This is a genomic window from Pseudonocardia xinjiangensis (genome assembly GCF_012911925.1).
Classification (GTDB): domain Bacteria; phylum Actinomycetota; class Actinomycetes; order Mycobacteriales; family Pseudonocardiaceae; genus Pseudonocardia; species Pseudonocardia xinjiangensis.
Genome location: NZ_JAAXKY010000041.1, coordinates 1 through 23,408, shown reverse-complemented (window position 1 = coordinate 23,408; position 23,408 = coordinate 1). Strand labels below are relative to the sequence as shown.

The 23,408-nt window shown below is 70.8% G+C and carries 24 protein-coding genes; 5 read left to right on the top strand and 19 right to left on the bottom strand.

The genetic code is table 11. From position 1 onward, the window contains the following. The first annotated feature begins 198 nt into the window (after positions 1-198). On the top strand, positions 199-630 hold the full coding sequence (locus HF577_RS14645) for a peptidase inhibitor family I36 protein (protein ID WP_169396396.1): 432 nt from the start codon (positions 199-201) through the stop codon (positions 628-630). A gap of 28 nt (positions 631-658) precedes the next feature. Here HF577_RS14645 and HF577_RS14640 read toward each other — a convergent pair whose 3' ends face one another. The 3 genes from HF577_RS14640 to HF577_RS14630 all read right to left on the bottom strand — a co-directional run bounded on the left by HF577_RS14640 (position 659) and on the right by HF577_RS14630 (position 3,213). Further along, positions 659-1,567: an alpha/beta hydrolase gene (locus HF577_RS14640; protein WP_169396395.1), complete on the bottom strand. Its 909-nt coding sequence runs from the start codon at positions 1,565-1,567 to the stop codon at positions 659-661. Next, positions 1,557-2,225 carry an alpha/beta hydrolase gene (locus HF577_RS14635; RefSeq protein ID WP_169396394.1) on the bottom strand — a complete coding sequence of 223 codons (669 nt, stop codon included), beginning with the start codon at positions 2,223-2,225 and terminating at the stop codon, positions 1,557-1,559. The genes HF577_RS14640 and HF577_RS14635 overlap by 11 nt, the downstream gene beginning before the upstream one ends. Before the next feature lie 97 nt (positions 2,226-2,322). Continuing rightward, positions 2,323-3,213 (bottom strand): AraC family transcriptional regulator, encoded by an 891-nt coding sequence (locus tag HF577_RS14630; protein ID WP_211174284.1) that lies wholly within the window; start codon positions 3,211-3,213, stop codon positions 2,323-2,325. A gap of 178 nt (positions 3,214-3,391) precedes the next feature. Between HF577_RS14630 and HF577_RS14625 the strand changes: the two genes are divergently transcribed. Then, positions 3,392-4,465 carry an aldo/keto reductase gene (locus tag HF577_RS14625; RefSeq protein ID WP_169396393.1) on the top strand — a complete coding sequence of 358 codons (1,074 nt, stop codon included), beginning with the start codon at positions 3,392-3,394 and terminating at the stop codon, positions 4,463-4,465. Between the two features lie 119 nt (positions 4,466-4,584). Next, a complete protein-coding gene (locus HF577_RS14620) occupies positions 4,585-5,442 on the top strand; it encodes an NAD-dependent epimerase/dehydratase family protein (protein ID WP_169396392.1) in 858 nt (285 codons plus the stop codon). A gap of 63 nt (positions 5,443-5,505) precedes the next feature. On the opposite strand, the gene hypB is transcribed toward HF577_RS14620, so the two are convergent. The 12 genes from hypB to HF577_RS14560 form a co-directional block, all read right to left on the bottom strand. Then, positions 5,506-6,288, bottom strand: a complete 783-nt coding sequence (gene hypB / locus HF577_RS14615) for a hydrogenase nickel incorporation protein HypB (RefSeq protein ID WP_169396391.1) — start codon at positions 6,286-6,288, stop codon at positions 5,506-5,508. Position 6,289: 1 nt separating this feature from the next. Further along, positions 6,290-6,619, bottom strand: coding sequence for a hydrogenase maturation nickel metallochaperone HypA/HybF (locus tag HF577_RS14610; RefSeq protein ID WP_169396390.1), 330 nt, complete (start codon positions 6,617-6,619; stop codon positions 6,290-6,292). A gap of 9 nt (positions 6,620-6,628) precedes the next feature. Further along, on the bottom strand, positions 6,629-7,828 hold the full coding sequence (gene hypE, locus HF577_RS14605) for a hydrogenase expression/formation protein HypE (protein ID WP_169396389.1): 1,200 nt from the start codon (positions 7,826-7,828) through the stop codon (positions 6,629-6,631). Continuing rightward, positions 7,825-8,952 carry a hydrogenase formation protein HypD gene (hypD, locus tag HF577_RS14600; RefSeq protein WP_169396388.1) on the bottom strand — a complete coding sequence of 376 codons (1,128 nt, stop codon included), beginning with the start codon at positions 8,950-8,952 and terminating at the stop codon, positions 7,825-7,827. The genes hypE and hypD overlap by 4 nt, the downstream gene beginning before the upstream one ends. A 37-nt stretch (positions 8,953-8,989) precedes the next feature. Then, positions 8,990-9,262: a HypC/HybG/HupF family hydrogenase formation chaperone gene (locus HF577_RS14595; protein ID WP_169396387.1), complete on the bottom strand. Its 273-nt coding sequence runs from the start codon at positions 9,260-9,262 to the stop codon at positions 8,990-8,992. Between the two features lie 122 nt (positions 9,263-9,384). Further along, the gene (locus HF577_RS14590; protein WP_169396386.1) at positions 9,385-9,915 is read right to left on the bottom strand and encodes a hydrogenase maturation protease; all 531 of its coding nucleotides are present in this window, start codon (positions 9,913-9,915) and stop codon (positions 9,385-9,387) included. After that, positions 9,912-11,315 (bottom strand): hypothetical protein, encoded by a 1,404-nt coding sequence (locus tag HF577_RS14585; RefSeq protein WP_169396385.1) that lies wholly within the window; start codon positions 11,313-11,315, stop codon positions 9,912-9,914. The genes HF577_RS14590 and HF577_RS14585 overlap by 4 nt, the downstream gene beginning before the upstream one ends. Further along, the gene (locus HF577_RS14580) at positions 11,312-11,938 is read right to left on the bottom strand and encodes a DUF6084 family protein (RefSeq protein ID WP_169396384.1); all 627 of its coding nucleotides are present in this window, start codon (positions 11,936-11,938) and stop codon (positions 11,312-11,314) included. The genes HF577_RS14585 and HF577_RS14580 overlap by 4 nt, the downstream gene beginning before the upstream one ends. Position 11,939: 1 nt before the next feature. Further along, positions 11,940-12,611 carry a DUF5947 family protein gene (locus tag HF577_RS14575; RefSeq protein WP_169396383.1) on the bottom strand — a complete coding sequence of 224 codons (672 nt, stop codon included), beginning with the start codon at positions 12,609-12,611 and terminating at the stop codon, positions 11,940-11,942. Beyond that, entirely contained in the window at positions 12,612-13,148 is a 537-nt protein-coding gene (locus tag HF577_RS39725; RefSeq protein ID WP_169396382.1) for a NifU family protein, read from the bottom strand. A gap of 9 nt (positions 13,149-13,157) precedes the next feature. Then, entirely contained in the window at positions 13,158-14,966 is a 1,809-nt protein-coding gene (locus tag HF577_RS14565; protein ID WP_169396381.1) for a nickel-dependent hydrogenase large subunit, read from the bottom strand. Between the two features lie 13 nt (positions 14,967-14,979). Beyond that, positions 14,980-16,050 carry an NADH-quinone oxidoreductase subunit B family protein gene (locus HF577_RS14560; RefSeq protein ID WP_169396380.1) on the bottom strand — a complete coding sequence of 357 codons (1,071 nt, stop codon included), beginning with the start codon at positions 16,048-16,050 and terminating at the stop codon, positions 14,980-14,982. A gap of 325 nt (positions 16,051-16,375) precedes the next feature. On the opposite strand from HF577_RS14560, the gene HF577_RS14555 reads away from it, so the two are divergent. Beyond that, positions 16,376-17,926 (top strand): flavin monoamine oxidase family protein, encoded by a 1,551-nt coding sequence (locus HF577_RS14555; RefSeq protein ID WP_169396379.1) that lies wholly within the window; start codon positions 16,376-16,378, stop codon positions 17,924-17,926. A gap of 120 nt (positions 17,927-18,046) precedes the next feature. On the opposite strand, the gene HF577_RS37485 is transcribed toward HF577_RS14555, so the two are convergent. The 4 genes from HF577_RS37485 to HF577_RS14540 form a co-directional block, all read right to left on the bottom strand. After that, positions 18,047-18,370, bottom strand: a complete 324-nt coding sequence (locus HF577_RS37485; RefSeq protein ID WP_211174283.1) for an HNH endonuclease — start codon at positions 18,368-18,370, stop codon at positions 18,047-18,049. Positions 18,371-18,393: 23 nt separating this feature from the next. Further along, positions 18,394-18,978: a DUF222 domain-containing protein gene (locus HF577_RS37480; protein ID WP_211174282.1), complete on the bottom strand. Its 585-nt coding sequence runs from the start codon at positions 18,976-18,978 to the stop codon at positions 18,394-18,396. 306 nt (positions 18,979-19,284) lie between these two features. Continuing rightward, entirely contained in the window at positions 19,285-20,049 is a 765-nt protein-coding gene (locus tag HF577_RS14545) for an IclR family transcriptional regulator (RefSeq protein ID WP_169396377.1), read from the bottom strand. Beyond that, the gene (locus HF577_RS14540; RefSeq protein ID WP_169396376.1) at positions 20,049-21,590 is read right to left on the bottom strand and encodes an APC family permease; all 1,542 of its coding nucleotides are present in this window, start codon (positions 21,588-21,590) and stop codon (positions 20,049-20,051) included. Before HF577_RS14540 ends, HF577_RS14545 begins: the two co-directional genes overlap by 1 nt. A gap of 255 nt (positions 21,591-21,845) precedes the next feature. Here HF577_RS14540 and HF577_RS14535 point away from each other — a divergent pair, with 255 nt between their 5' ends. Beyond that, on the top strand, positions 21,846-23,396 hold the full coding sequence (locus HF577_RS14535; protein ID WP_169396375.1) for a flavin monoamine oxidase family protein: 1,551 nt from the start codon (positions 21,846-21,848) through the stop codon (positions 23,394-23,396). Positions 23,397-23,408 lie beyond the last annotated feature (12 nt).

Here is a 23,408-nt window from a genome sequence, read left to right as displayed (position 1 = left end):
CATATCGCTGCTCGGTGGCGGGTTCTGATCGCGTTATGTGGCCATGTCGTGCAGAAACAACGCACGGCGGCGTCCGATGGTTCAGGCCGCCGGTTATGAGGTATGCCATGCGGCCGGTGTGAACAGATGCCCGCGTTCGGCCGTGTCTGGATATGTCGGCCGGTGCAGGATGCGGCGGCTCATGACAGGAGGCCCGTAATGTCCCGAAACTCGGTTCGCCGGGTCCTGGTCGCCGCGATCGCCGGGGCCGCAGCGGTCGCCGCGCTGACCCTCGTCGGTACCGGTACGGCGTCCGCCGCGGAGCCGACGGCGGCCGTGTTCACCAGCGCCGCCGCCCAGCCCGGCTCCGCTGCGGTGGTGGCGTCGGGCGTTCCCGGCGAGTTCGACGTCTTCGACGCCTCCGGCTTCGACGGTGGGTTCGCCGATCTGTCCAACTCGACGATTCCCGATCTCACCCCGCTGAACCTCAACGACAAGATCTCCTCGGCCGTGAACAACTCGAACACCAAGATGTGCCTGTTCACCGACGCGAACTTCAAGGGGCAGCGGATCGAGTTCCCCCCGCACACCCAGATCCAGCAGTTCCCGGTGAACCTCGACAACGCGGTCTCGTCGGTGAAGCCCTGCTGACCGGGTGGCGCGGGTCACCTCGCGCCGGTCACGGCGAGAGATGCTCCAGGAACCAGTCGCGGGCCGCCTGGGACGCCACGAGGAAACCGGCACCCGTGTATGCGACGAAATGTCCGCCGGGCAAGAACACGATCTTCTTCGGCTCGGCCGCCGTCCGGTAGGCCGAGGCGGCCAGGTTCCCCCCGGTCAGCCCGTCCTCGCGGCCGACGATCATCAGCAGCGGTGTCGGGGTGATGTCCGGCAGGTACCGCGCCGGCTCGTAGCCGTAGAAGTTGTCCAGGCTGCGCAGCGTCACCTCGTTCGGCCAGCTGGGGTCGAGCTCCGCCCGTGCGTGGGTGAACCACTCGTAGGAGTCCTGCGTCGGTAGCCCGACCAGCTCGCCGGGATCGTTGCCGATGACCGGCACGGTGGCCGCCGGCTCGCCCATGGCGCGGGCCCGCCGGTCGGCGGTGAACACCTCCGGGCCGACGACGTGGTTGTCGACCCGGGCGAGGTTCGCGTAGGTCGCCCGGCCGCTGATGAACGGTGCCTGCCCGCTCACCGCCTTGACCCGGCGGTCCACGGCGGCGACCACGAAGGCGTGCGCGGCCGAGAAGCTCGTGCCCCACACGCCGATCCGGTCCGGATCGACCTCGGACCGGTTCTGTGCGCAGGTGATGGCGTGCTGGTAGTCCCGAACCTGTTCCCACGGGTCGACCTCGTGCCGTGGCTTCCCCGGTGCCGCATCGGAGTCACCCCAGCCGCGGTTGTCGAAAACCAGCACGGACAGGCCGGAAGCAGCGAACACCTCCGCGAACCGGTCGAGGTACATGCGCTTCGTCGACGTCCAGCCATGGGCCATGACCACGCAGGGCGCGGGACCGGTCGCCCCCTCGGCCTCGTAGAACCATCCGCGCAGCAGCGCGCCTTCGGCGTCGAACTCGATGTCATGACGCATGGGAGTCTCCTGACCTGGAGGCGGAGTAGATCTGGTCGGCGACGAACGCCGCCACGTCGTCGATCTCTCGTCCGGCGACGTCGTGTCCCAAGCCGGGGTAGACGTGGGTGTCGGCGGTGGCGTGCTCCTCGAGCCATCGTTCGGTGCGCTCGATGGCGTCGTCCGGGATGACCCGGTCGTGCCCGCCGCGGCCCCAGTAGACAGGGGGGCGCAGGGTGGCCAGGGTGGTGTCGCCGGGTTGGTGATCGCGCACGACGAACCCCGCGAGGTTGACGCCGTAGGCGAAGCGTTCCGGGGCGTGCCGCATCAGCTGGTGCACCATGGCGCCACCCTGGGAGAACCCGAGCAGGCCGATCGACGGCGCGTCGAGAGTGCGCACCCAGTCCAGAACGTCGTCGGTCGCGGCGTTCGCCACGTGGGGCGCAGGATCGCCGATCGGGTTTCCTGCGCTGGGGAACCAGGCGTACCCACCCGCTTCGGGGATGCGCGCCCTGACCGAGGCGACCACGAGCTCGTCCGGTAGCCGGGACGCGAGCCGCCGGTACAGGTGGGTCTCGTCGTAGCTCCAGCCGTGCAGCATCACCAGCACGGGTCGCTCACTGCGCCTGTGCTCGGACTCCGACCACAGCACCGCGTCGCGGTTGATCCCGGGTTTCATTGCTCCGACTGTGCCCGCGCCCTGCGGGTCGCGTCCAAGACCTGATCGGGCTCCTGTGATGCCCTGCATGCACCACCACGGAGACTCCGCGCAGTGGCTACTCCTGGACGACGGCCATGTTCTGCAGGCGTGCCACGTCCTGGCCCGGGGGCGCCCCGAACATCCGCCGGTACTCGCGGCTGAACTGCGAGGGGTTGTCGTACCCGACGGCGTATCCGATCGCGGCCACGTCGTGTGGTGCCGCGATGAGCTGGATGCGGGCCTTCTGCAGCCGGATCTGTTTCTGGTACTGCAGCGGGCTCATCGCGGTCACGGCGCGGAAATGGCGGTTGAGGGACGAGACGCTGATGCCGACCTCCGCGGCGAGGTCGTCGATGCGGATCACGCGGTCGTACCGGGACCTGATCCATCCGATCGCGCGGGCGACGAGGGCCAGGCGGCTGTCAGCCATCCCGGCCTGTCTGATCAAGCCCGCTTGCGGGCCGTTCAGCAGCCACCAGTGGATCTCGCGCCGCACCCCGGCCGCCAGCACCCGGAGGTTGCGTGGCTCGTCCAGCAGCCGCATCAGCCGGACGATGGCGTCGAGCAGGTTGTCGTCCGCGTCGTCGACGGCCATGCCGGGGCCGTCGTGCGGGCGGGTCGTGGTGGGACCGGCGTCGACCAGCAGCTGCGCGATGGTCGCGGGTTCGAGCCGCAGCCCGAGCGCGAGGAACGGCTCGTCAGGGCTGGCCCGGATGATCTGCGAGATCAGCGGAAGGTGAACGGTCACCACTCCGGCCTGGCCGGGGTGGTGCTCGAAGACATGGTCACCGAGGATCGAGCGCTTCGCTCCCTGCACGACCAGGGCGAGCATCGGTTCGGTGACCGAGCTCATCGGCTCGGTCACGTGCTCGGCGGCGAACACCATCACGCCCTCGATCCATGACGGGCGTGGGTTGCGCCCGGCGAGCCGCGTGATCCGGCGACCGAGCTCGTCGAGCGGGCTCATCGTCCGAGTGAACCACGCGGGCGCAGGTCCGCCACCACGATCCGGGCAAAGTTGAGCGGATCGTGCAACGGATCGCCCGCATCGGTCTAGGTGATCACGCCGCCGCCGACTTCACTGGAGTTGTACCGGGAGACCGCTTCACCGGCGTCTCGTCGTCATATCGGCCTGGAGGTCCACGATGTCCCTCGATTCCTATGTCACCCTCGGCCGGTCGGGCCTGCGGGTCAGCCCGTTCACCCTGGGCACCATGACCTTCGGTGAGGATTGGGGCTGGGGAAGCAGCTCAGAGGAGTCCACGAACATCCTCGCGGCCTATCTGGACCGCGGCGGGAACTCGATCGACACCGCCAACCTCTACACCAACGGCCACTCCGAGAAGATCATCGGCGACTACTTCGCCGACCGGCCGTCGCTGCGTGACCGCGTTGTGCTCGGCACGAAGTTCTTCGGCAATCTGCACGAAAAGGATCCGAACGGCGGCGGACCCAGCCGTAAGGCGATCGTGCAACAGCTGGAGAACTCGCTGCGGCGCCTGCAGACCGACTACGTCGACATCTACTGGCTGCACAACTTCGACCCGGTCACGCCGGTCGAGGAGACGCTGCGCGCGCTGGACGACCAGGTCAGCGCGGGCAAGATCCGCTACGTCGGCTTCTCCGACGTGCCGGCGTGGGCCACCGCCGAGGCGGCCACGCTCGCACGGTTTCGCGGATGGACGCCGATCATCGCGCTGCAGCTGGAGTACTCCCTGCTCGAGCGGACCTCGGAAGGGGAGCTGATCCCGATGTCCCGGGCGATGGGCATGGGGGTGATGCCGTGGTCGCCGCTGAAGGGCGGGTTCCTGTCGGGCAAGTACTCCAGCGCCACCACCACCTCGGTCGACACCACCCGCGGGCGGATGCCGAGCGCGGCCGACCTGGTCGTGATCGACGCCCTCAACGCCATCGCCCACGAGATGGGCGTGCCGTCGGCCCAGGTCGCCCTGGCCTGGCTGAAGGGGCGACCCGGCGTCACCTCGATCGTGATCGGTGCCCGCCGGATGGACCAGTTCGAGACCAACCTCGGCGCCGTGGACGTGACGCTCAGCGATGCCCAGCGCGCCGCGCTGGATGACGTGTCGGCTCCCACGCTGAACTTCCCCGCCCGGAACAACAGGGAACTGGCACCGACACTGCAGTACGCCGGCGCCACCGTGGACGGTCATTCCTCGCCGGTGTCCCCGCTGCTGCGCGCCTCCGCCACCCGCTACTGACCGTCGTGACGGCGGGCGGCGATGCCGAGCGGGCATCGCAGACCGCGGAACAGGTCTTGGACGGGGACCGGGGTCACGGAGCACGTTGGGTGCACGTGATGCAAGAAGAGGGAGTTGTCATGAGGGTCTTTCTGACCGGAGGTTCCGGCTACATCGGCCGGGCCACGATCGCCGAACTGATCAACCAGGGCCACACGGTGGAGGCACTCGCCCGCAGCGAGCGCGCCGAACAGGCCGTCGTGGCGGCCGGCGCGACCGCGGTCCGCGGCGCACTGACCGACCTGGACGTCCTCGGGGACGCCGCCGCCCGCTCCGAAGGGGTGATCCACCTCGCCCAGGCGACCTCGGGGGAGGAGGACCTCGCTGCGGCCACGGCGATGCTGGACGGTGTGGGCGGCGGCACCTACGTGCACACCGGCGGGAGCTGGGTCTACGGCGACACCGACGGGGTCCAGGACGAGACCGCGCCGTGGAACCCGCCGGGCGCGGTGGCCTGGCGCAAGCCCGTGGAGGACGCCGTGCTGGCGCGGGCGGCCGGTGGCGGGCGCCCCGTCATCGTGCAACCGGGGCTGCTCTACGGCGGCGACAACCGCCTGATCGACGACTTCTTCGTCCAGCCCGGCCGGAAGAACGGCGCCATCCCCTACATCGGCGACGGCGCCAACCACTGGGCACTGGTGCACATCGACGACCTCGCCCCGCTCTACGTGGCCGCCCTGTCGGCGCCGGCGGGTTCGGTCTACCTGGGGGTGGGCGGGGTGAACCCGACCGCGAGGCAGGTCGCCGAGGCGTGTGCGCAGGCCGTGGGCCTGGACGGGAAGACCACGTCCATCACGCTCGAGCAGGCTCGGGCCGAGATGGGGCCGATCGCGGACGCGTTCGCTCTCGACCAGCAGCTCACCCCGGCCAAGGCGAAGCGTGAGCTGGGCTGGGAGCCCAAGCACACCGACCCCCTGAACGTGTTCGCCCAGGGTTGAGCGGCGGGCGTGAGATGAACACCAGCGCTGCCGATGCGGGGTTCCGCAGCTCTGGTGCACATTTCACGCCGTGAGCGCCCCCGCACGCCGGCGCAGCCAGTCGTACCAGGACTCCAGGCCGTCTCCCCGGGTGGCGGAGATCTCCAGCACCTCCACCGCGGGGTTGGCCCGGCGGGCGGCCGTGACGCAGTACTCCACGTCGAAGTCGACGTAGGGGAGCAGGTCGACCTTGTTCACCAGCATCAGGTCGGCCGTGCGGAACATGTGGGGGTACTTGAGCGGCTTGTCGGCTCCCTCGGTCACCGACATGATCACGACCCGGCCCGCCTCGCCGAGGTCGAACAGCGCGGGGCAGACCAGGTTGCCGACGTTCTCGACGAACAGCAGGGAGCCCCGCGCGGGAGCCAGCGCACGCAGTCCCGCTGCGACCATGTCGGCGTCGAGGTGACAGCCCGCACCGGTGTTGATCTGGATGACGCGCGCTCCGGTGGCGCCGATGCGCTCGGCGTCGAGCAGGGTCTCCTGGTCGCCCTCGAGGACCGCGCAGGGCAGTTCGTCGCCGAGGTCGGTGATCGTGCGGGTCAACAGCGTGGTCTTGCCCGAGCCCGGTGAGCTCATGAGGTTCAGCGCGACGACCTCCCGCTCCGCGAGCCACCGGCGGTTGTCCCCGGCCAGGTCGTCGTTCTTGGCCAGCAGGTCGACCTCGAGGGCGACGGTCCGCGAGTCCGGCTCGCGGTGCCCGTGGCCGTGCCCGTCGCCGTGGTCGTGCGGGTGGTCGTGGCCGGCCGCCACCGGGTCCGTCACCCGCACGCCGGCGTCGTCGGAGCAGCCGCATGTCGCGCACACCTCACACCACCTCCACCTCTCGGATCCGCAGCTCGCGCCCGCCGTGGACCTCGATGTCCGCGCTGCCGCAGTCGCACAGCGGCAGCACCTCGCCGGTCTCGAACGCCGCGCCGCAGGTGCGGCACACCGCCCGTCCCGGCGGCTCGTCGATCTCCAGCACGGCGCCCTCGCACGTGGTGCCGGCCGCCACCATCTCGAAGCAGAACCGCACGGCGTCCGGCACGAGACCGGACAGCCTGCCGACCTCCAGCCGGATGCGGCAGACGCGGGCGTCCTGCATCCGCTGGGTCACGGTGCTGACGACGGTCTGGGTGATCGACAGTTCGTGCACGTCAGCGCGCTAACAGATCCGGGGCAGGGGGTCGCCCACCAGGAGGTCGACGATCCGCGTGCCGCCGAACGCCGTACGCAGCAGCACCAGCCCCGGCGGGTCGTCCTTGATCGTCCCGATCGCGGCGGCGCCGTCGCCGAGCGGGTGCGCGTGCAGCGCGGCGAGCGCCGCATCGGCCTGCTCCGGCGCGACGACGGCGACGAGCCTGCCCTCGCAGGCGACGTAGAGCGGGTCGATCCCGAGCAGCTCGGACGCGCCGTTGACGACCGGCCGCACCGGCAGCGCGGCCTCGTCGAGCACGACGGCCACCTGCGAGGCCACCGCCACCTCGTTGCAGATCGTGGCGACGCCACCGCGGGTCGCGTCCCGGAGCAGCCGCACGCCCTCGCCCGCGGCGTCGAGCAGCCCCGCGGTGATCTCGTGCAGCGGGGCGGTGTCGGAGACGATGTCGGCGGAGATGTCGAGCTCGCCGCGCGCCAGCATCACGGTGATGCCGTGGTCCCCGATCGGGCCCGAGACGAGCACGACGTCGCCGGGCTTCGCCGCCGCGGCCGACAGCACGACCGGGCGTTCCAGCACGCCGACGCCCGCGGTGGTGATGTAGCAGCCGTCGGCCTTGCCGCGCTCGACCACCTTCGTGTCGCCGGTGACGATCTGCACCCCGGCCGCCGCGGCCGCGGCGGCCATGGAGGCCACGATGCGCTGCAGGTCGGCGACCGGGAAGCCCTCCTCCAGGATGAACCCGCAGGACAGGTACAGCGGCCGCGCCCCGCACATCGCCAGGTCGTTGACGGTGCCGTTGACCGCGAGGTCACCGATGTCGCCACCGGGGAAGAACAGCGGGGACACCACGTAGGAGTCGGTGGTGAACGCGAGCCGTCCGGTGCCGCCGTCCGCCCAGGCCATGGCGAGCTGGGCGCCGTCCTCCAACTGCTCCAGCACCGGGTTGCGGAAGGCGTCGAGGAACACCGCCTCGATGAGCGTCTGCGTGGCCTTCCCGCCTGCCCCGTGGGAGAGCGTGACCCGCTCCTCCTTGATCTTCGCCTTGCGGGAGCGGGCCTTCGCGATCCGGGCCAGCACCTGCTCCTCCCGGGTGAGGTGCTCGGCGCCGGCATGGGGGTTCTGTGCTTCTTGGGCGGCGGCCGTGGTGACCGCCTCCTCCGCCCAGTTCGCCCGCGTCGGGATGGTCGAGCCGAGATCCTGGGTCATGTCCGGGTCGCCTCCTTCACGCGGTCCCGGCTGAAGCGGCCGAAGTTGTAGTACGCGGCGCACGCGCCCTCCGACGACACCATGCACGTGCCGATCGGGGTCTCCGGCGTGCACGCGGTGCCGAAGACCTTGCACTCCCACGGCTTGAGCACGCCCTTGAGCACCTCGCCGCACTGGCAGGCCTTCGGGTCGGCGACCCGGACGCCGGGCACGGAGAAGATGCGCTCGGCGTCGAACCGGGCGTAGCGCTCCCGCACCTGCAGCGCCGAGTGGGAGATGAAGCCCAGCCCGCGCCACTCGAAGTGCCGCCGCAGCTCCATCACCTCACCGATCACCTGCAACGCCTTGGGGTTGCCGTCCCACGGCACCACCCGCGCGTACTGGTTCTCGATCTCGCAGCGGCCCTCCTTCAGCTGCACCAGCAGCTGGTACACCGACTGCAGGATGTCGAGCGGTTCGAAGCCCGCGCAGACCAGCGGCTTGTGGGCGTCGCGCGCGATCCACTCGTAGGGCCGGCACCCGATCACCGTGGAGACGTGCCCCGGGCCGAGGAAGCCGTCCAGGCGCAGGTCGGGGGAGTCGAGGATCGCCTTGATCGCCGGAATGATCGTGACGTGGTTGCAGAAGATCGAGAAGTTGTCGAGACCCTCGGCGGCCGCGCGCAGCACGGTCATGGCCGTGGACGGCGCCGTGGTCTCGAACCCGATGGCCATGAAGACCACGCGCTTGTCCGGGTTCTTCCGCGCGATCTTCAACGCGTCGAGCGGCGAGTAGACCATCCGGATGTCGGCGCCCGCCGCCTTCGAGTCGAAGAACGAGCCGCGGCCGCCGGGCACCCGCAGCATGTCGCCGAACGTCGTGAGGATGACGTCGTCGTGCTCGGCGATGGCGATGGCGTCGTCGACGCGGCCCATCGGGATCACGCAGACCGGGCAGCCCGGGCCGTGCACCAGCGAGACGGTCTCCGGCAGGTAGTCCTCGAGTCCGTGTTTGTAGATGGTGTGGGTGTGGCCGCCGCACACCTCCATGAACTTGTAGTGCCTGCCGGGCTCGCACAGCGCGGCGATCTGCGTCGCCAGCGTGCGGGCCATGCCCGCATCGCGGAACTCGTCGACGAACTTCATCGCCGTCCCCTTACCTCTGGCCGAGAGTCGGTACTCGCTAGGTGATGTCGCTGGCGGCGAGCGCTTCGAGCTCGTCGGTGTAGGCGTCGCCGAGCCCGGTGAGGAAGTCCAGTGACGCCTTAGCCTCGGCCTCGTCGATCTTCGAGAGTGCGAAGCCGACGTGGATGAGGATCCAGTCGCCCGGTTTCAGGTCCTCGTCGTGCAGCAGCCCGATGTTCACCGCGCGCTTGACGCCCTCGACGCTGACCATCGCCAGGTCCTCGTGCTCGGTCATCAGCTCGATCACTTCGCCGGGAATGCCCAGGCACATGGGGATCTCCTCCTACATCCGGCGCAGGTCGCGGTACCGGGCGATCTCGGCACGGGACTGCAGGGTCAGCACCGTGGCCGTGGCCATCCCGGCCACCAGCACGAACAGCAGCATCTTGCGGATCATCTCGGAGCTCCTTCGTCGATCATGAGAACGGTGACCAGCGCCGTGACGGCCAGCGCGGCGGGTTCCACCGCGGCGGCCACCGGCGGGCTGAGGCCGATGCCTTCGGCGAGCACGGCGGGCTCGCAGCCGACCACGAACACGCGCTCGACCGGCCGCGCGAGGCCCAGCGACCCGGCCAGCCCGTCGAGCAGCGCCAGCACGGCGTCGGGATCCATGCCGTGGCCGTCGAGTGCGGCCTCGGTCGTGCGGGAGCGGGGGGCGTCGAGGTCGTGTTCCAGCGTGTGGAGGGTGCCGGGCGCGCTGCCGCGCTGGATCGCGTCGACGATCACCAGCGCGCGGTAGCCGTCGAGGAGCTGGTAGGCGAGATGCATGCCCCGGATTCCGGTGTCGACGAGCTCGACGCCCGCCGGCAGCGTGCCCTCCCGTTGCAGCTGGTCGATCACCGCCACGCCGAAGCCGTCGTCGGAGAGGAAGACGTTGCCGACCCCGGCGACGAGCACCCGACCGGCCGACCCCGGGCCGGTCACGACAGCGCCTCGAGCTCGTCGGGATGGAAGTAGCGGAAACGGCCGTGGGCGAGCTGCATCTCCGCGGCCGGGTCGCCGTCCACCGACACCGCGACGTGCACCCCGCCGTCGACGTCGTGGACGACGGCGTGCACGGTGGCGCGCATCCCCTCGAGGAAGCGGTCCTGGATGTCACCCCTGCGGCCGGGGCGCAGCACGACCTGGCTGCCCTTGGCCACCGGGATGTCGCCCACCATCACCGCGTCGGTGTCGGGGTCGACGGCCGCGTCCTGCCCCGGGTCCCACCAGGGCAGCTGCTCCGGCGGCTGGGCCGCAGGGCTGTCGGAGCCGAAGGCCGCGCTGCTCGTGTCGAAGACCGGGATGTCGACCGACGTCGCTCCCGCCGGTCGCATCGAGCGGATCGCCCCGTGCAGCCGTTCGAGGATCTCCGGCGGCATGGCGTCGACCGCGTCGATGATCCCCGCGGCGCGCGGGTCGGTGGCGCGGGCCTCGGCCTTCTCCTCGTCGGTGAGCACGAGGGTCCGCAGGGTGAGGATCTCGTCGTTCTCCAGCCCGTCGAAGAGGTTGATCGTGCTCTCCGGGGCGAGCTGGGGGTGGTCGGCGAGGATGATCGGCGAGGACAGCAGGAGGTCGGTGCGGTCCTCCGGGCCGGCGAGCACCGGCCAGGTGTGCTCGTTGACGCACTCCTTCGTCGCGGGCTCGGCCCACCGCGGCGGGTCGGTGAGCGAGAGGAACGTGCCGGGACGGGCCGCGATCAGCGTGTGCGCCGCGATGAGCGACGTGCGCAGCACCTCCTCGCGGGGAGCGCCGGGCGCGCACGAGCTGTCGTTGACGATGTCGAGCCGCAGCCGGTGCACCAGGTAGGGCCCCGGCAGGTCGGTGGCCGAGACCACGAGCCGCGCGGCCACCGGCCAGCACTCGCGCACGAGCCGGCCGGCCACGGCGCCACTCGCGTCGCGGAGCTCCTCGACGTCTCGCGACCCCGGCAGCAGGACCCACACGGTCACCTCGTCGCGCAGGAGGCGGTCGAGGCTCAGCTCGGCGTCGACGTAGCGGGGCACGCCCTCCTCGAACCTCAGGTGGCGCTGCCCGTCGACCACCAGCTCCTCGACGGGCGTGCCGTCCGGGGTGCGCGGGGACCGGGCCTGCAGCTGCAGGCAGCGCAGCCGGATGTGCAGCTCGCCCCCGCCGCCGGGAACCGGTTCGAGCAGGCACTCCATGCGGTTGCGGGTGGGCTCGGTGTCGTCGCTCGCCGGGGTGAGCACGCCGAACTGCCAGCGCAGCCGGTTCTTCTGCGCCGAGGCCCGGTAGGGGTAGAGCAGGTAGCCCTCGAACAGCACCGCGTCGGCGACGGCGGCCACCTGGTCGAGCACGGGGTCGGCGGAGTCACGCGTGCTCACGGCCCGGCCTCCTTGAGCAGCCGCTCGAAGGTGTCGTCCCAGTTCGGGATCACCCGCTCCGAGCGGTAGGCCGAGAGGGCGTCGAGGGTCCTCGTGCTGACCCGCACCCACGCCGCTCCCGGGTAGTGCTCGTCCATCGCGGCGCGCCAGGTGGCCACCGGGAGCCGGAACGCCGCCTCCTCGTGCCAGGACACGAGCCCGATCTGGACGCCGGCGGGCGTCGCGTAGTACACGGTGCCGGAGAAGAGCATCAGCAGGGGGATCTCGCCCTGGGTGAGACCGTGGAAGTACTTCGTGGCGGCGATGTCGAGGTCGTAGGTCAGCGGCACCGCGATCGGCACCGTGGTCTCGCCCGTGAAGCCCGTGACGGTGGAGCCGATCTGGGCGAACTGCAGGGCGTTGAGCGTCTCCCCCCACCGCGACGGCTCACCGAACAGGTCGACGAGCTTCGCGGACTCCTCGGCGGTGTAGGTCCGCCCGCGCGGCTCGATCCGGATCTGGGTCTTGAGCGCCACCGAGTGCACGCGCCTGCCGCTGTCCTCGCTGATGCGCAGGTCGAACAGGAGCGACGGGCCGGCCGCGTAGGGCTCGGGCCGGGCTCCGGTACAGGCGAACTGCAGCACGTCAGGCCTCCGGTTCGGGCGGGGCCGCGGGTGCGAGCGGCCGGGCCTCGGCGCGCAGGGCCTCGAAGAACCCGTCGATCTCCCGCCACGCCTCCGCGCCGCCGTCGAACCCGCGCCAGTGCAGGCGCACCAGCCCGACGAGCCGGTAGCAGGCGTCGATGGGGACGAGCAGGCACTCGGCCGCCCGACCCTGGGCACCGCCGGACCCCGCCTTGTCCCGGCGGACCAGCAGGGCCTCGACGTCGGGCTCCAGCTCGGCGGCCAGCCGCCCGCCGCCGACCCCGGCCGTCCACGCCTCGAGACCCAGCTCGCTCTCCGTGGCCCCGGCCGGGCTCGGGTAGCAGGCGATCAGCTTCTGCTGGGCGGAGTTGCGCAGGAAGAAGGCCATGCCGACGGGGATCTGCAGCGCGTCCCACTGCGCGTCGGAGAGCCGGAAGTCCGGGTCGGACAGGTACCGGTCAGGGACGCGGCGGTAGCCGCCACCCCCAGCGCCGGGGTTGTCGAACAGGAAGCCGCACGGGCCGCACGCGCAGATCATCCGGCGCTCGGCGACCTGCACCAGGTGCGGGTGCCGGGCGGGTACCGGCGTCGCGCACAGCTCGCAGACCTCCTGCGCCGGTGCCTGGTCAGGAGGATCGGCCAGGAACCGGCGCAGGGAGGACAGTGACGCCACTCAGCCCACCTTCTCCTGCGACGGGGGGCGTACGCCGATCTGCAGCAGCGCCGGGCCCGCGGGTGCGGCGTCGAACACCACGCCCGCCACCTCAGGGGCCAGCTCGCTGATCGACGCGGCCACCACGTCCTTGATGGTGTCCGTCCCGCAGCCGCCACCCGCGATCTGGACGTGCACCCGGCCCTCGTCGTCGATGCCGGCGAGGCGGAGGCCCGTGCCGTGCGAACCGAGCTTGCGCCGGGACGTGTCCAGGGCGTGCCCCAGCCGCTGCTCGACCGGCACGGGATGCAGGTCGTGGAGGGCGAGCAAGCCGGCGACCAGCGGATCCGCCGCCATGCGGTGCACGATGGTGTCCCCGGCACCGGCCGCGGCGATGGAGACCATCTGTTCCAGGCCGGCGCCGTAGAACTTCATCAGCACCCGCACCAGCTCTTCCGCGGCATGCCCCACCGCGGGACCGCCGTCGGTCGTGATGCCCTCCAGGAGCTCCTCGATGCGTCCGGCGAGTCCTTGCGGGTCGAGGTCGGTCGATGCCACCGCTGCCGCTCAGATCGTGTTGAGCATCGACGGCGACGTCATGCGGTGCAGCGGTTTCCCGTCGCCCTTGTACATGTGCACGCCGCACGGCAGGCACGGGTCGAAGCTGCGGACCGCGCGCATGATGTCGATGCCCTTGAAGTCCTCGTTGCGGCTCTCCTCGAAGATCGGGGTGTTCTGCACCGCGTCCTCGTACGGGCCCGGCGTGCCGAACGAGTCGCGCACGCTGCCGTTCCACGGCGTCGGCGGGTACGGGTGGTAGTTCGCGATCTTGCCGCCCCGGATCACCATGTGGTGCGACAGCACGCCGCGGACCGCCTCGGTGAAACCGACGCTGATGGCCTCGTCCGGGACCACGAACTTCTGCCAGGTCTTCGTGTTGCCGCCGCGGACCTCGGCGAGCGCCTTCTCGATGAAGTGCAGCGCGCACCCGGCCGCGTAGGCCTGGAAGTAGGTGCGGGCCCGGTTGCGCTCGATGGCGTTGGACAGCGGCCGGCCCTGCTTGTCGTGCGGGATCTTCCACTCGAAGCTGACCTCGGGCTTGAGCACGGTGCGCGGCAGGTTGATCTGCACGCTGTGCCCGGTGGCCTTGATCTCGTCGATGTTCACCAGCCCGCCGAGCGCCGTGGCCCACAGCCGGGCCAGCGGGCCACCGCCGGTGTCGAGCGCGAGGTGGTCCGTGCCGTCGTACCAGCGCGGCGACATCGTCCAGCTGTACTTGTCGTCGAAGTCGCGCTTCTGCGGCGCCGGGATCGTGTGCTGGTTCCACGGGTGCCTGCGGTCGACCGGGTTGCCGAGCGGGTCGTGCGTCGCGAAGGTCTCCTGGTCCTCCCAGTCCCGGTAGAAGGAGCTGCCCAGCAGGATCCGGATGCCGAGGTTGATGTCCACGAGGTCGTTGGTGACCAGCTCGCCGTCCACCACGATGCCGGGGGTGACGAACATCTTCCGGCCCCAGCCGGTCATCGTCCGGTACTGGAAGTCGCAGTGGTCGGGGTCGTTGAACGCGCCCCAGCAGCCGAGCAGCACGCGCCTGCGACCGACCTCCTCGTAGCCGGGCAGCGCCTCGTACATGAAGTCGAACAGGTCGTCGTGCATCGGCACGACGCGCTTCATGAACTCCACGTAGCGCATGAGCCGGGTGTAGTAGTCGGTGAACAGCTGGATCGTGGCCACCGTGCCGACGCCGCCCGGGTACAGCGTGGAGGGGTGCACGTGGCGCCCCTCCATCAGGCAGAACATCTCGCGGGTGTACCGGCTGACCTGCAGCGCCTCGCGGTAGAAGTCACCGGTGAACGGGTTGAGCGCCCGCATGATGTCGCCGATGGTCTTGTAGCCGTGGTCGCCGCCGTGCGGCGACTCGGTGCGGTTGGCGAGCTCGAGCACGCCGGGATTGGTCTCCGCGATCATCCGCTCGCAGTAGTCCACCCCGACCAGGTTCTCCTGGAAGATGTTGTGGTCGAACATGTACTCGGCGGCCTCGCCGAGGTTGATGATCCATTCGCCGAGATGCGGCGGGCGGACACCGTAGGCCATGTTCTGGTTGTAGACCGAGCAGGTCGCGTGGTTGTCGCCGCAGATGCCGCAGATACGGCTGGTGATGAAATGGGCGTCGCGCGGGTCCTTGCCCTTCATGAAGATCGAGTAGCCGCGGAACACCGACGACGTGGAGTGGCACTCCGCGACGCGCTCCTGCGAGAAATCGATCTTGGTGTAGATCCCGAGGCTGCCGACGATCCGGGTGATCGGGTCCCAAGCCATCTCGGTGAGGCCGGTCTTGTCGGTGCCCGTGCTGCTCGGCTTTGCCTGTGTGGTGGTCATCGACGCGTTCCCCTTACCAGGACTTCGTGAAGCCGGTGGTCAGCTCGCGCCCGTTCTTGCGCCAGCTCGGTTCCTTGTCGAGCTTCCGCTCGGTGATACCGCGCAGCCGGCGGATGATTCCCCCGTACATGCCGCTTGCGGCGCCGGAGATCCGGCTGCCGGGAGGGGCGTCCATGAAGGGCATGAACTTGTCCGGGAAGCCGGGCATGGTGCAGCCGATACAGATCCCGCCCACGTTCGGGCAGCCGCCCACGCCGTTGATCCAGCCCCGCTTGGGGACGTTGCACTTGACGACGGGGCCCCAGCAGCCGAGCTTCACCAGGCACTTCGGCGACCCGTACTCGGTGGCGAACTGGCCCTGCTCGTAGTAGCCGCCCCGGTCGCAGCCCTCGTGCACCGTCTGGCCGAACAGCCAGGTCGGACGGCCCGCGTCGTCCAGCGGGATCATCGGTGCCGCGCCGGTGGCCTGGTAGAGCAGGTACAGGATCGTCTCGGAGAGGTTGTCCGGGTGCACCGGGCAGCCGGGCACGTTGACGATCGGGATGCCGGCGGGGGTGGTGAAGTTCCAGCCGAGGTAGTCGCGCACGCCCATCGCGCCGGTCGGGTTCCCGGCCATCGCGTGGATGCCGCCGTACGTGGCGCAGGTGCCCACGGCGAGCACGACGAGGGCCTTGGGTGCCAGCCGGTCGAGCCATTCACTGGTGGTCATCGGCTGGCCCGTCTCCGGGTTGTTGCCGAACCCGCACCAGTAACCCTCGGGCTTGATCTTCTCGTTGGGGATCGAGCCCTCGACCACCAGGACGAACGGGTCGAGCTCGCCGCGTTCGGCCTTGAAGAACCACTCGATGAAGTCGTTGTTGCCACCGACGGGCCCGTTGTCGAAGTCGATCAACGGCCAGTGCACCGCGATCTTCGGCAGGCCCGGAAGGGCGCCGAGGGCGATCTCCTCGATGCTGGGCTGGGTGGCCGCGGTGAGGGCGACGGAGTCGCCGTCGCAGCTCAGTCCCGCGTTGATCCACAGTATATGGACGGTCGGCGCGTCGGCCTCCGTGGCTTCCGTGCTGGACGCTTCGGTGGTGGACATAGCCGTCCCCTCGATGGCGCCGCCCCGGAGGAAAGCGCCTGTCCGACGTGGTGGATGTGTCCGTTCTAACGGCCGCGGCCGAGCGCAGTAAGTGATCGCTGTCACTAGGTGTCGTGTGCAGTGACCGGATCGGGTGGTTCTTGATCGCCGGAACGCCGCCCGTGATATCGACCACGGCCCGGTTGGAGTACGTCCGGACGGCGGAAACGGAACCCCCCGCTTATTGTCCGAACACGAGGGTCGGCCCGGCTTTTCGCCGGCCGAGTTCGGTCGTGGGACCCGGGGGGGTCAGGAGTACGGGGTGGCGCTGACACGGAGATCGTTCATGAAGGGCCTCGGGATCACCGGGGGAGCGGGGATGATGTACGGGGCGATGTCCGCGATCGGGCTGGCCCCGGCCGCGACGGCGGAGCCGTTCCGGGCGCCGTCGCTCGGTGACCTCGTCGGACGGGCCCCCGGGCACCACTCGGTCACCGTGCTCGGTGCCGGGCCCGCCGGTCTCTGTACGGCGTACGAGCTCCGCAAGGCGGGTTACGACGTGACCGTGCTGGAGGCACGGTTACGACCCGGCGGGCGGGTGTGGTCGATCCGGGACGGGACGCGGGAGACCGACCTGGACGGCGAGACGCAGCGCTGCACGTTCGCCGGCGGCCAGCACCTCAACATGGGTGCCACCCGGATCCCGCAGGGCCACGTCACGCTCGACTATTGCCGCGAGCTCGGCGTCGAGATCCAGGCGTTCCCCAACCACAACGCGAACGCGCTGGTCAACTACACGAGCGACACCCCGTTGACCAAGACCTCGATCACCCAGCGGGCGGCCAGGGCCGACACCTTCGGGTACGTCGCGGAGCTGCTGCAGAAGGCGTCCTCGAGCGGCTCGCTCGACGACGTGCTGAGTGCCGACGACAAGGTGGCGCTCGCCGAGTTCCTCAAGGACTTCGGCGACCTCGGCAGCGACGGGCGCTACGTCGGCTCCAGCCGGCGCGGCTACCTCTCCGAACCGGGCGCCGGCACCGACTACGGCACCCGGCTTCCGCCGCCGCCGAGCCTCTCCGACGTGGTGCGCAGCGGGATCGGGCGCAACTTCGGGTTCGACCTCGAGCACGACCAGGCGATGATGATGTACACGGCCGTCGGCGGGATGGACCGCATCTACTACGCGTTCGGGCGCACGCTCGGTAGCCGCGTCAACTTCGGCACGGTCGTGACGGCGATGCGCAACGTCCCCGACGGGGTCACCGTCGACTACACCTCCGGAGGCGTCGCCCGGTCGATCACCAGCGACTTCGTGGTGTGCACCCTGCCGCCGCACCTGGTCGAACGGCTGCGCACCAACCTTCCCCCCGCGGTGCTCGCCGCGTTGCGGGCGCCCAGGCCGGTCGCGTCGGGCAAGCTCGGCATCGAGTACTCGACGCGCTGGTGGGAGGCCGAACAGCGGATCTACGGCGGCATCAGCAACACCGACAAAGACATCAGGGAGATCATGTTTCCCTACGACAACTTCCACGGCGCACGGGGCGTCGTGGTCGGCTACTACAACACCGGGAGGCGCCAGGAGATCTTCGAGCCGCTGCGCCACCGCGACCGGCTGGCCAAGGCGCTGGCGGAGGGGTCGGAGATCCACGGGGACAGCTACACGAAGAACATCGCCTCGTCGTTCTCGGGCAGCTGGCGGCGCATCCAGTACTCCGAGTCGGCGTGGGCGTCGTGGAGCTCCAGGAGCCCGGAGTACAAGCTGCTCCTGCAGCCCGTGGACCGGATCTACTTCGCGGGCGACCACCTCTCGAACGCGATGTCCTGGCAGCACGGGGCGTTGACCTCGGCCCGCGCCGCCGTCTCCGCCGTGCACGCCCGCGCCGCCGGTCTGCACTGACGGGCTGCTAGCGAGCCCACCGGCTACAAGTGCCTGTCACCGGCCAGGATCGCAGCGCGGGCACATGTGTCCCCCAGTGATCACAGGCTCTGCCGACTGCGCCTCTCTGTGCGCCCCCCTTTATGCGGCGAGGTGCAGGAGTGGTCGTCTGCGGGGTCTTCGTTGGGGGTCGATCCAGGCGGGTGGGATGAGTTCGGGCAATCCGTCGCGGATGCGGACTTCCCACTCGGAGTGGTGCTGGAGCCGGTGGCACGCCCGGCAGAGCATCACGCAGTTGTGCAGGGCCGTGTCACCACCGTCCTGCCGGGCTGTGACGTGGTGGACCTCGCACCACGACGGCGGTCGCCCGCACCCGGCGCACCCCCGGTCGCGGGCGGCGATCGCGCGGCGCAGACCGTCGGGCCGGGCGTGGGCGTCGATCACGGTGGCGATGGCATCGAACATCGCCGCGTCATCGAACCGGCCCTTCAGCGCGCCGCCCGCCTTCCCACGGTGACGCACCAGGTGCAGTTCGTTGACCAGGGCGGGCGGCCGGTCATCAGGCTCGGGCCCGTCCTCGTCAAGGGCCTCCACCAGAGCGGTACCCCAGGTTTGCAATTCGGAGGGGGTGTAGACGGCCGCCTTCTCCGCTGCGCGGCCGGGCCGGCGAGCACGCGGGCGATCACCGCGACGTGCCGCAGCCCGGTGTGCCCGGCGGCGAACACCGCGGCGGTGGCAGGCAGCTTCGCGGGCAACGCGGTGCCATCGAGGCTCACCCGCGGGCATACCTGTTCGGCGGCGACCACCCGGTGGCGGGCTTCGAACCGCTCCCAGCCGAGCAGATCCCCCAACGCCGCCGGGGTCGACGTGTAGCCGCGCTCGGCGAACGTGCCCCGCCGCTCCAAACTGGCCACGGTGGCAACAGTGAGCCGGTCCAACCGCCTGCTCGTGCCCCCGCACAGCGTGAGCACGGACAGCAGGTCATCGTCGGTAGCGCCGTCGGTGGCCGCGGACAGCGCGTCGATCGCCTCGACCAGGAGGCGATGCGCGGTGGTGAGCGGGCTGTCCGACACCCCTTCATCATACTCGAACACATGTTCGATCGATGTTGGCCGTCGCAGGTCAGCAGCCGTTCTGCGCTCGTGGCGGTGGCCTGCCGGGCGAGGGCCGTCCGCGGCAGCGACCATTCCAAGCTCGGCCCGGCCCGCGTCGGCCCACCGGTCGGGCTGGCGGCCTCCACAACGCATGCCGTCCGACCCGCCACGCACTCGCCCGGCCGGCCAGGCTCCACCGCCCCACCCGGCACGGTGATCCGCCACTGCGAACGCTCCGCGACGGCAGCACCGGCCAACCACCCATCAGCCGCGTCAACAACCCGCCTAGGCCATGATCTCCGCGACGATGCGCTCGGCGTAGGTGCGCAGGAGCCCGGCGAGCTCCTCGTCGTCGCTGTTGACGCGCCCGGTCCGCCCGATCGCGGCGATGCACCCGATCACCGTCATCCGGCTGTCGCGCAGCGGCACCGCCAGCGCCGAGCGGCCCACCCGGATCTCGTCCACCTCGTGGGCGATGCCGGACTCCCGGATCCTGCTCAGCTCGGCGGCGAGGGTGTCCGGCTCCACGATGGTGCGCCCGGTCAGCGGGCGCAGCGGTCCGCGGGGCTCCAGCCCGGGCCGGTGCGACAGCAGCAGCTTGCCGATCGCCGAGGCGTGCAGATGCGTGCGGATGACGCTCTCGCCCGCCAGTTCGTGGTCGGGGTCCCGGTCCACCAGCCGGACGCGGTCGTCCGCGTAGGACGCGACGAAGATGCCGAACCGCACGCGGGCCCGCAGCTGTTCCACCACGGCGTGGGCGGTCGAGAAGTCCTCGGCGGCGGGGGCGCCCACCTCACCTGCCAGCTCGCGGGTCCGGCGCCCGAGCGCGAACCCCGACAGGTCGGAGACCCGCACGAGGAACCCGTCGGCGACGAGGAGGTTCAGCAGCCGGTACGCCGTGGCCGGGGGGATCCCGCTGAGGCTCGAGATGTCCCTCGCCGTGGCACCCGACCCGAGCTGGGCGACGGCCTCCAGGAGCATCAACGCCTTCTGCGCAGCCCGCGTCTCATGGCCGCCGGGCTCGTGTGGCCGCGACGTGACCGCGCCCATCAGGCCGCGTCGGGGTCGTGAGGTGGCGCCTCGCGCTGTGGAGGCCGGCGCCGGGGCGGGGCCCGACCGGCGACGAGGACCGGGTTGCCGTGGGCGTCGGGGGCGAACACGCCGGCGCCGGGCAGGACGTCGGCGGACTCCGCGCAGTCGAACGCGCCCACCCTGGTGAGGTCCCCGGGGCGGCGTCGGCGCAGGTGACGGTGCCAGACCGCGCCCGCCGACAGCAGCGCGACGATCACGGCCGGGGCCCCGACGTCGGCGTCGACGACGCGCGCGACCAGCAGGTAGGCGAGCAGTGCGGTTCCCGCGAGGCTCGCCACCAGCGCCCAGCCGACGGCGCCGGGCGTCTGCTCGCGGATCCGGCGCAGGAACCGGATCGACGCCACCGCCACGAGGACGTAGGCCGCCACGACCATCGCCCTGACGACGGTGCGCAGCGTGTCGGCCACGGGGACGGCCGTGCTGAGTGCGCTCGCCACGGTGACGAGCAGCATGATGCAGAGCAGGGCCGCATACGGGGTGCGGAACCGGCGGTGCACCGCGGTGAGGAACGGCGGCAGCAGCCGCTCCACCCCCATCGAGTACACGAGCCGGGACGCCGCGTGTGACGACGCCGTGGCCGACGCGAGCCACGAGCAGGTCAGCCCGAGGTTGAGGGCGATCACGAGCGGGGCGGACGCGCCCGAGGCCGTGCCGTGCAGGTAGGCCTCGACGAGGGTGGTGGCGCGGCCGGTCCAGGCGGCCCACGCCGCGAACACGAACAGGCCGCCGCAGATCAACGGCGTCAGCAGGACCGTCCGGGTGATGGTGACCAGCGGGCGCTTGGCCTCGGGGCCGAAGAACGTGGCGCTCTCGAACCCGGCCAGCGCGAAGACGGCGGCGAGTGCGACGTACAGCAACCCGTGCGGAGCCCCGGTGGGCGCCGGCGGCGCAGGCCCCGCGGGCGGCAGCAGGGTCAGGGCGACGATGAAGAGCAGGGACCCGGCCTCGACGGCGAGGAGCGCGAGCGCGGCGAACCGGGCGCCGCGCACCAGCACCGCCAGCGCCACGGCGGCGACGGCGGCGTGCACCGCGACCGTGGCCGCGTGCCCCGTGACGTCGATCCCGAGCTCGCCCAGCACGGCGGAGAGCGCAGCGGTGCCGCTGTAGAGCGTGAGCGTCGCGCTTCCCACGTACTTGGCGAGGATCGCGACCCCGGTGGTGAGCGCGGCCCGCGTGCCCAGTCCCTGGAACACGAAGCTGTAGAGCCCCCCGGCCGCGGCCTGCCGCCGGGTGAACCGGGTGACGCACACGGCGATCAGGAAGATCAGGATCGTCGCGCCGAGGATCGTCAGCACCCCGGTCAGGGGCGTCGCGTACCGCAGCACGGTCATCGGCAGCACCACCATGGACGCCGCGGGCGCGGTGGTGGCCACCGACTGGGCGAGCACCTCGATGCCGGAGAGCCTGCGGCGCCCGAGTGCACGCAACGGCGAGACCGCCGGACGCTCGGGCTCTCCGGCGGAGAACGACCGGCTGATGGCGTCCGAGAGCGCCGACATCGTTGCCTCCGGGGTCGCCTGGCCACGGCTCGTGATCAACCGGAAGCTAGGACCGCCATGTTGCGGTGAGGTTGCCCGCCGGGGTCGAACCGCCGTCCCGCGAGTGGGAACCGGGCCGCGCTCTCCCACTCGGTGAGCGCCGAATCGTTCGCGGCGCTTCCTTTGCCCGAATTCTTCGTCTCCGAGCATGGGTGTCCGTTGGTCGTCCGGACTGGGGAGCAGGAGCGCGAGTTGCCGGTAACGCGGAGATCGTTCATGAAGGGGCTGGGAGCCACCGGGGGAGCGGGGGTGATGTACGGCGCGATGTCGGCGATCGGGCTGGCCCCGGCCGCCGCGGAGGTGCCGTTCCGGTCGCCCACGATCCGTGACCTCGTCGGGCAGGTGCCGGGACACCACTCGGTCACCGTCCTCGGTGCCGGGCCCGCCGGCCTGTGTACGGCCTACGAGCTCGGCAAGGCCGGCTACGACGTCACGGTCCTGGAGGCCCGGACCCGCCCGGGCGGGCGGGTGTGGTCGATCCGGGCGGGCACCGAGGAGACCGACCTGAACGGCGAGACGCAGCGCTCCACGTTCTCCGACGGCCACTTCTTCAACATGGGCGCGACGCGGATCCCGCAGAGCCACGTGACGCTCGACTACTGCAGGGAGCTCGGCGTCGAGATCCAGCCGTTCGGCAACCAGAACGCGAACACGCTGGTGAACTACGCCAGCGACACCCCGCTGTCGAAGACGTCGATGACCTACCGGGCGGCGAAGGCCGACACCTACGGCTATGTGGCGGAGCTGCTGCAGAAGGCGGCCTCGCGAGGTGCGCTCGACGACGTGCTCTCGGCCGACGACAAGCACGCACTGGCGGAGTTCCTCACCGACCTCGGCGACCTCGGCAGCGACGGGCGCTACGTCGGCTCCACCCGGCGCGGCTACACGTCGGAACCGGGGGCGGGCACCGACTACGGCACCCGGCTCGCCCCTCCGCACAGCATGTCGGACGTCATCCGCAGCGGCATCGGGCGCAACTTCGCGTTCGACTTCGAGTACGACCAGGCCACGATGATGTTCACCCCGGTAGGCGGGATGGACCGCATCTACCACGCGTTCTCCGACCGGCTCGGCGACCGTGTCAGGTTCGGGTCCGTCGTCACGGCGATGCGCAACGTGCCCGAGGGCGTCACCGTCGAGTACACCGCGGGCGGGCGGGCGCAGTCGGTCACCACCGACTACGTCGTCTGCACGATCCCGCCGCACCTGATCGGGCGGCTCGGCAACAACCTCCCGGCCGACGTGCTGGCGGCGCTCAAGGCGGCCAAGGTGACCTCATCGGGGAAGCTCGGCATCGAGTACTCGAGGCGCTGGTGGGAGACCGACGAGCGCATCTACGGCGGCGCGAGCAACACCGACAAGGACATCGCGCAGATCATGTTCCCCTACGACCACTTCCACTCCGACCGGGGCGTGGTGGTCGGCTACTACAACACCGGACGGCGCCACCAGGCCTTCGAGTCGCTCACCCACCGCCAGCGGCTGGCCAAGGCGCTGGCGGAAGGCGCCGAGATCCACGGCGACAAGTACCGGAAGGACGTCACCTCGTCGTTCTCCGGCAGCTGGCGGCGCACCCGGTTCTCGGAGTCGGCGTGGGCGTCGTGGGACTCCACGAGCCCGGAGTACAAGCTGCTCCTGCAGCCCGTCGACAAGATCTACTTCGCGGGCGACCACCTCTCGAACGCGATCGCGTGGCAGCACGGCGCGTTCACCTCGGCCCGGGCCGTCGTCGCCGCCCTGCACAGCCGGGTCGGAGGCCCGAACTGATGGGCCCGACCC

Excerpts from the sequence above, each read along its gene's own strand:
- HF577_RS14565 (WP_169396381.1), bottom strand. The coding sequence starts at position 14,966 with ATGACCACCACACAGGCAAAGCCGAGCAGCACGGGCACCGACAAGACC.
- HF577_RS37485 (WP_211174283.1), bottom strand. The coding sequence starts at position 18,370 with ATGTTCGATGCCATCGCCACCGTGATCGACGCCCACGCCCGGCCCGAC.
- hypD (WP_169396388.1), bottom strand. The coding sequence starts at position 8,952 with ATGAAGTTCGTCGACGAGTTCCGCGATGCGGGCATGGCCCGCACGCTG.
- HF577_RS14635 (WP_169396394.1), bottom strand. The coding sequence starts at position 2,225 with ATGAAACCCGGGATCAACCGCGACGCGGTGCTGTGGTCGGAGTCCGAG.
- HF577_RS14620 (WP_169396392.1), top strand. The coding sequence starts at position 4,585 with ATGAGGGTCTTTCTGACCGGAGGTTCCGGCTACATCGGCCGGGCCACG.
- HF577_RS14640 (WP_169396395.1), bottom strand. The coding sequence starts at position 1,567 with ATGCGTCATGACATCGAGTTCGACGCCGAAGGCGCGCTGCTGCGCGGA.
- HF577_RS14595 (WP_169396387.1), bottom strand. The coding sequence starts at position 9,262 with ATGTGCCTGGGCATTCCCGGCGAAGTGATCGAGCTGATGACCGAGCAC.
- HF577_RS14630 (WP_211174284.1), bottom strand. The coding sequence starts at position 3,213 with ATGAGCCCGCTCGACGAGCTCGGTCGCCGGATCACGCGGCTCGCCGGG.
- HF577_RS14645 (WP_169396396.1), top strand. The coding sequence starts at position 199 with ATGTCCCGAAACTCGGTTCGCCGGGTCCTGGTCGCCGCGATCGCCGGG.
- HF577_RS14560 (WP_169396380.1), bottom strand. The coding sequence starts at position 16,050 with ATGTCCACCACCGAAGCGTCCAGCACGGAAGCCACGGAGGCCGACGCG.
- hypE (WP_169396389.1), bottom strand. The coding sequence starts at position 7,828 with ATGACCCAGGATCTCGGCTCGACCATCCCGACGCGGGCGAACTGGGCG.
- HF577_RS14535 (WP_169396375.1), top strand. The coding sequence starts at position 21,846 with ATGAAGGGGCTGGGAGCCACCGGGGGAGCGGGGGTGATGTACGGCGCG.
- HF577_RS14555 (WP_169396379.1), top strand. The coding sequence starts at position 16,376 with ATGAAGGGCCTCGGGATCACCGGGGGAGCGGGGATGATGTACGGGGCG.
- HF577_RS14625 (WP_169396393.1), top strand. The coding sequence starts at position 3,392 with ATGTCCCTCGATTCCTATGTCACCCTCGGCCGGTCGGGCCTGCGGGTC.
- HF577_RS14540 (WP_169396376.1), bottom strand. The coding sequence starts at position 21,590 with ATGTCGGCGCTCTCGGACGCCATCAGCCGGTCGTTCTCCGCCGGAGAG.
- HF577_RS14545 (WP_169396377.1), bottom strand. The coding sequence starts at position 20,049 with ATGGGCGCGGTCACGTCGCGGCCACACGAGCCCGGCGGCCATGAGACG.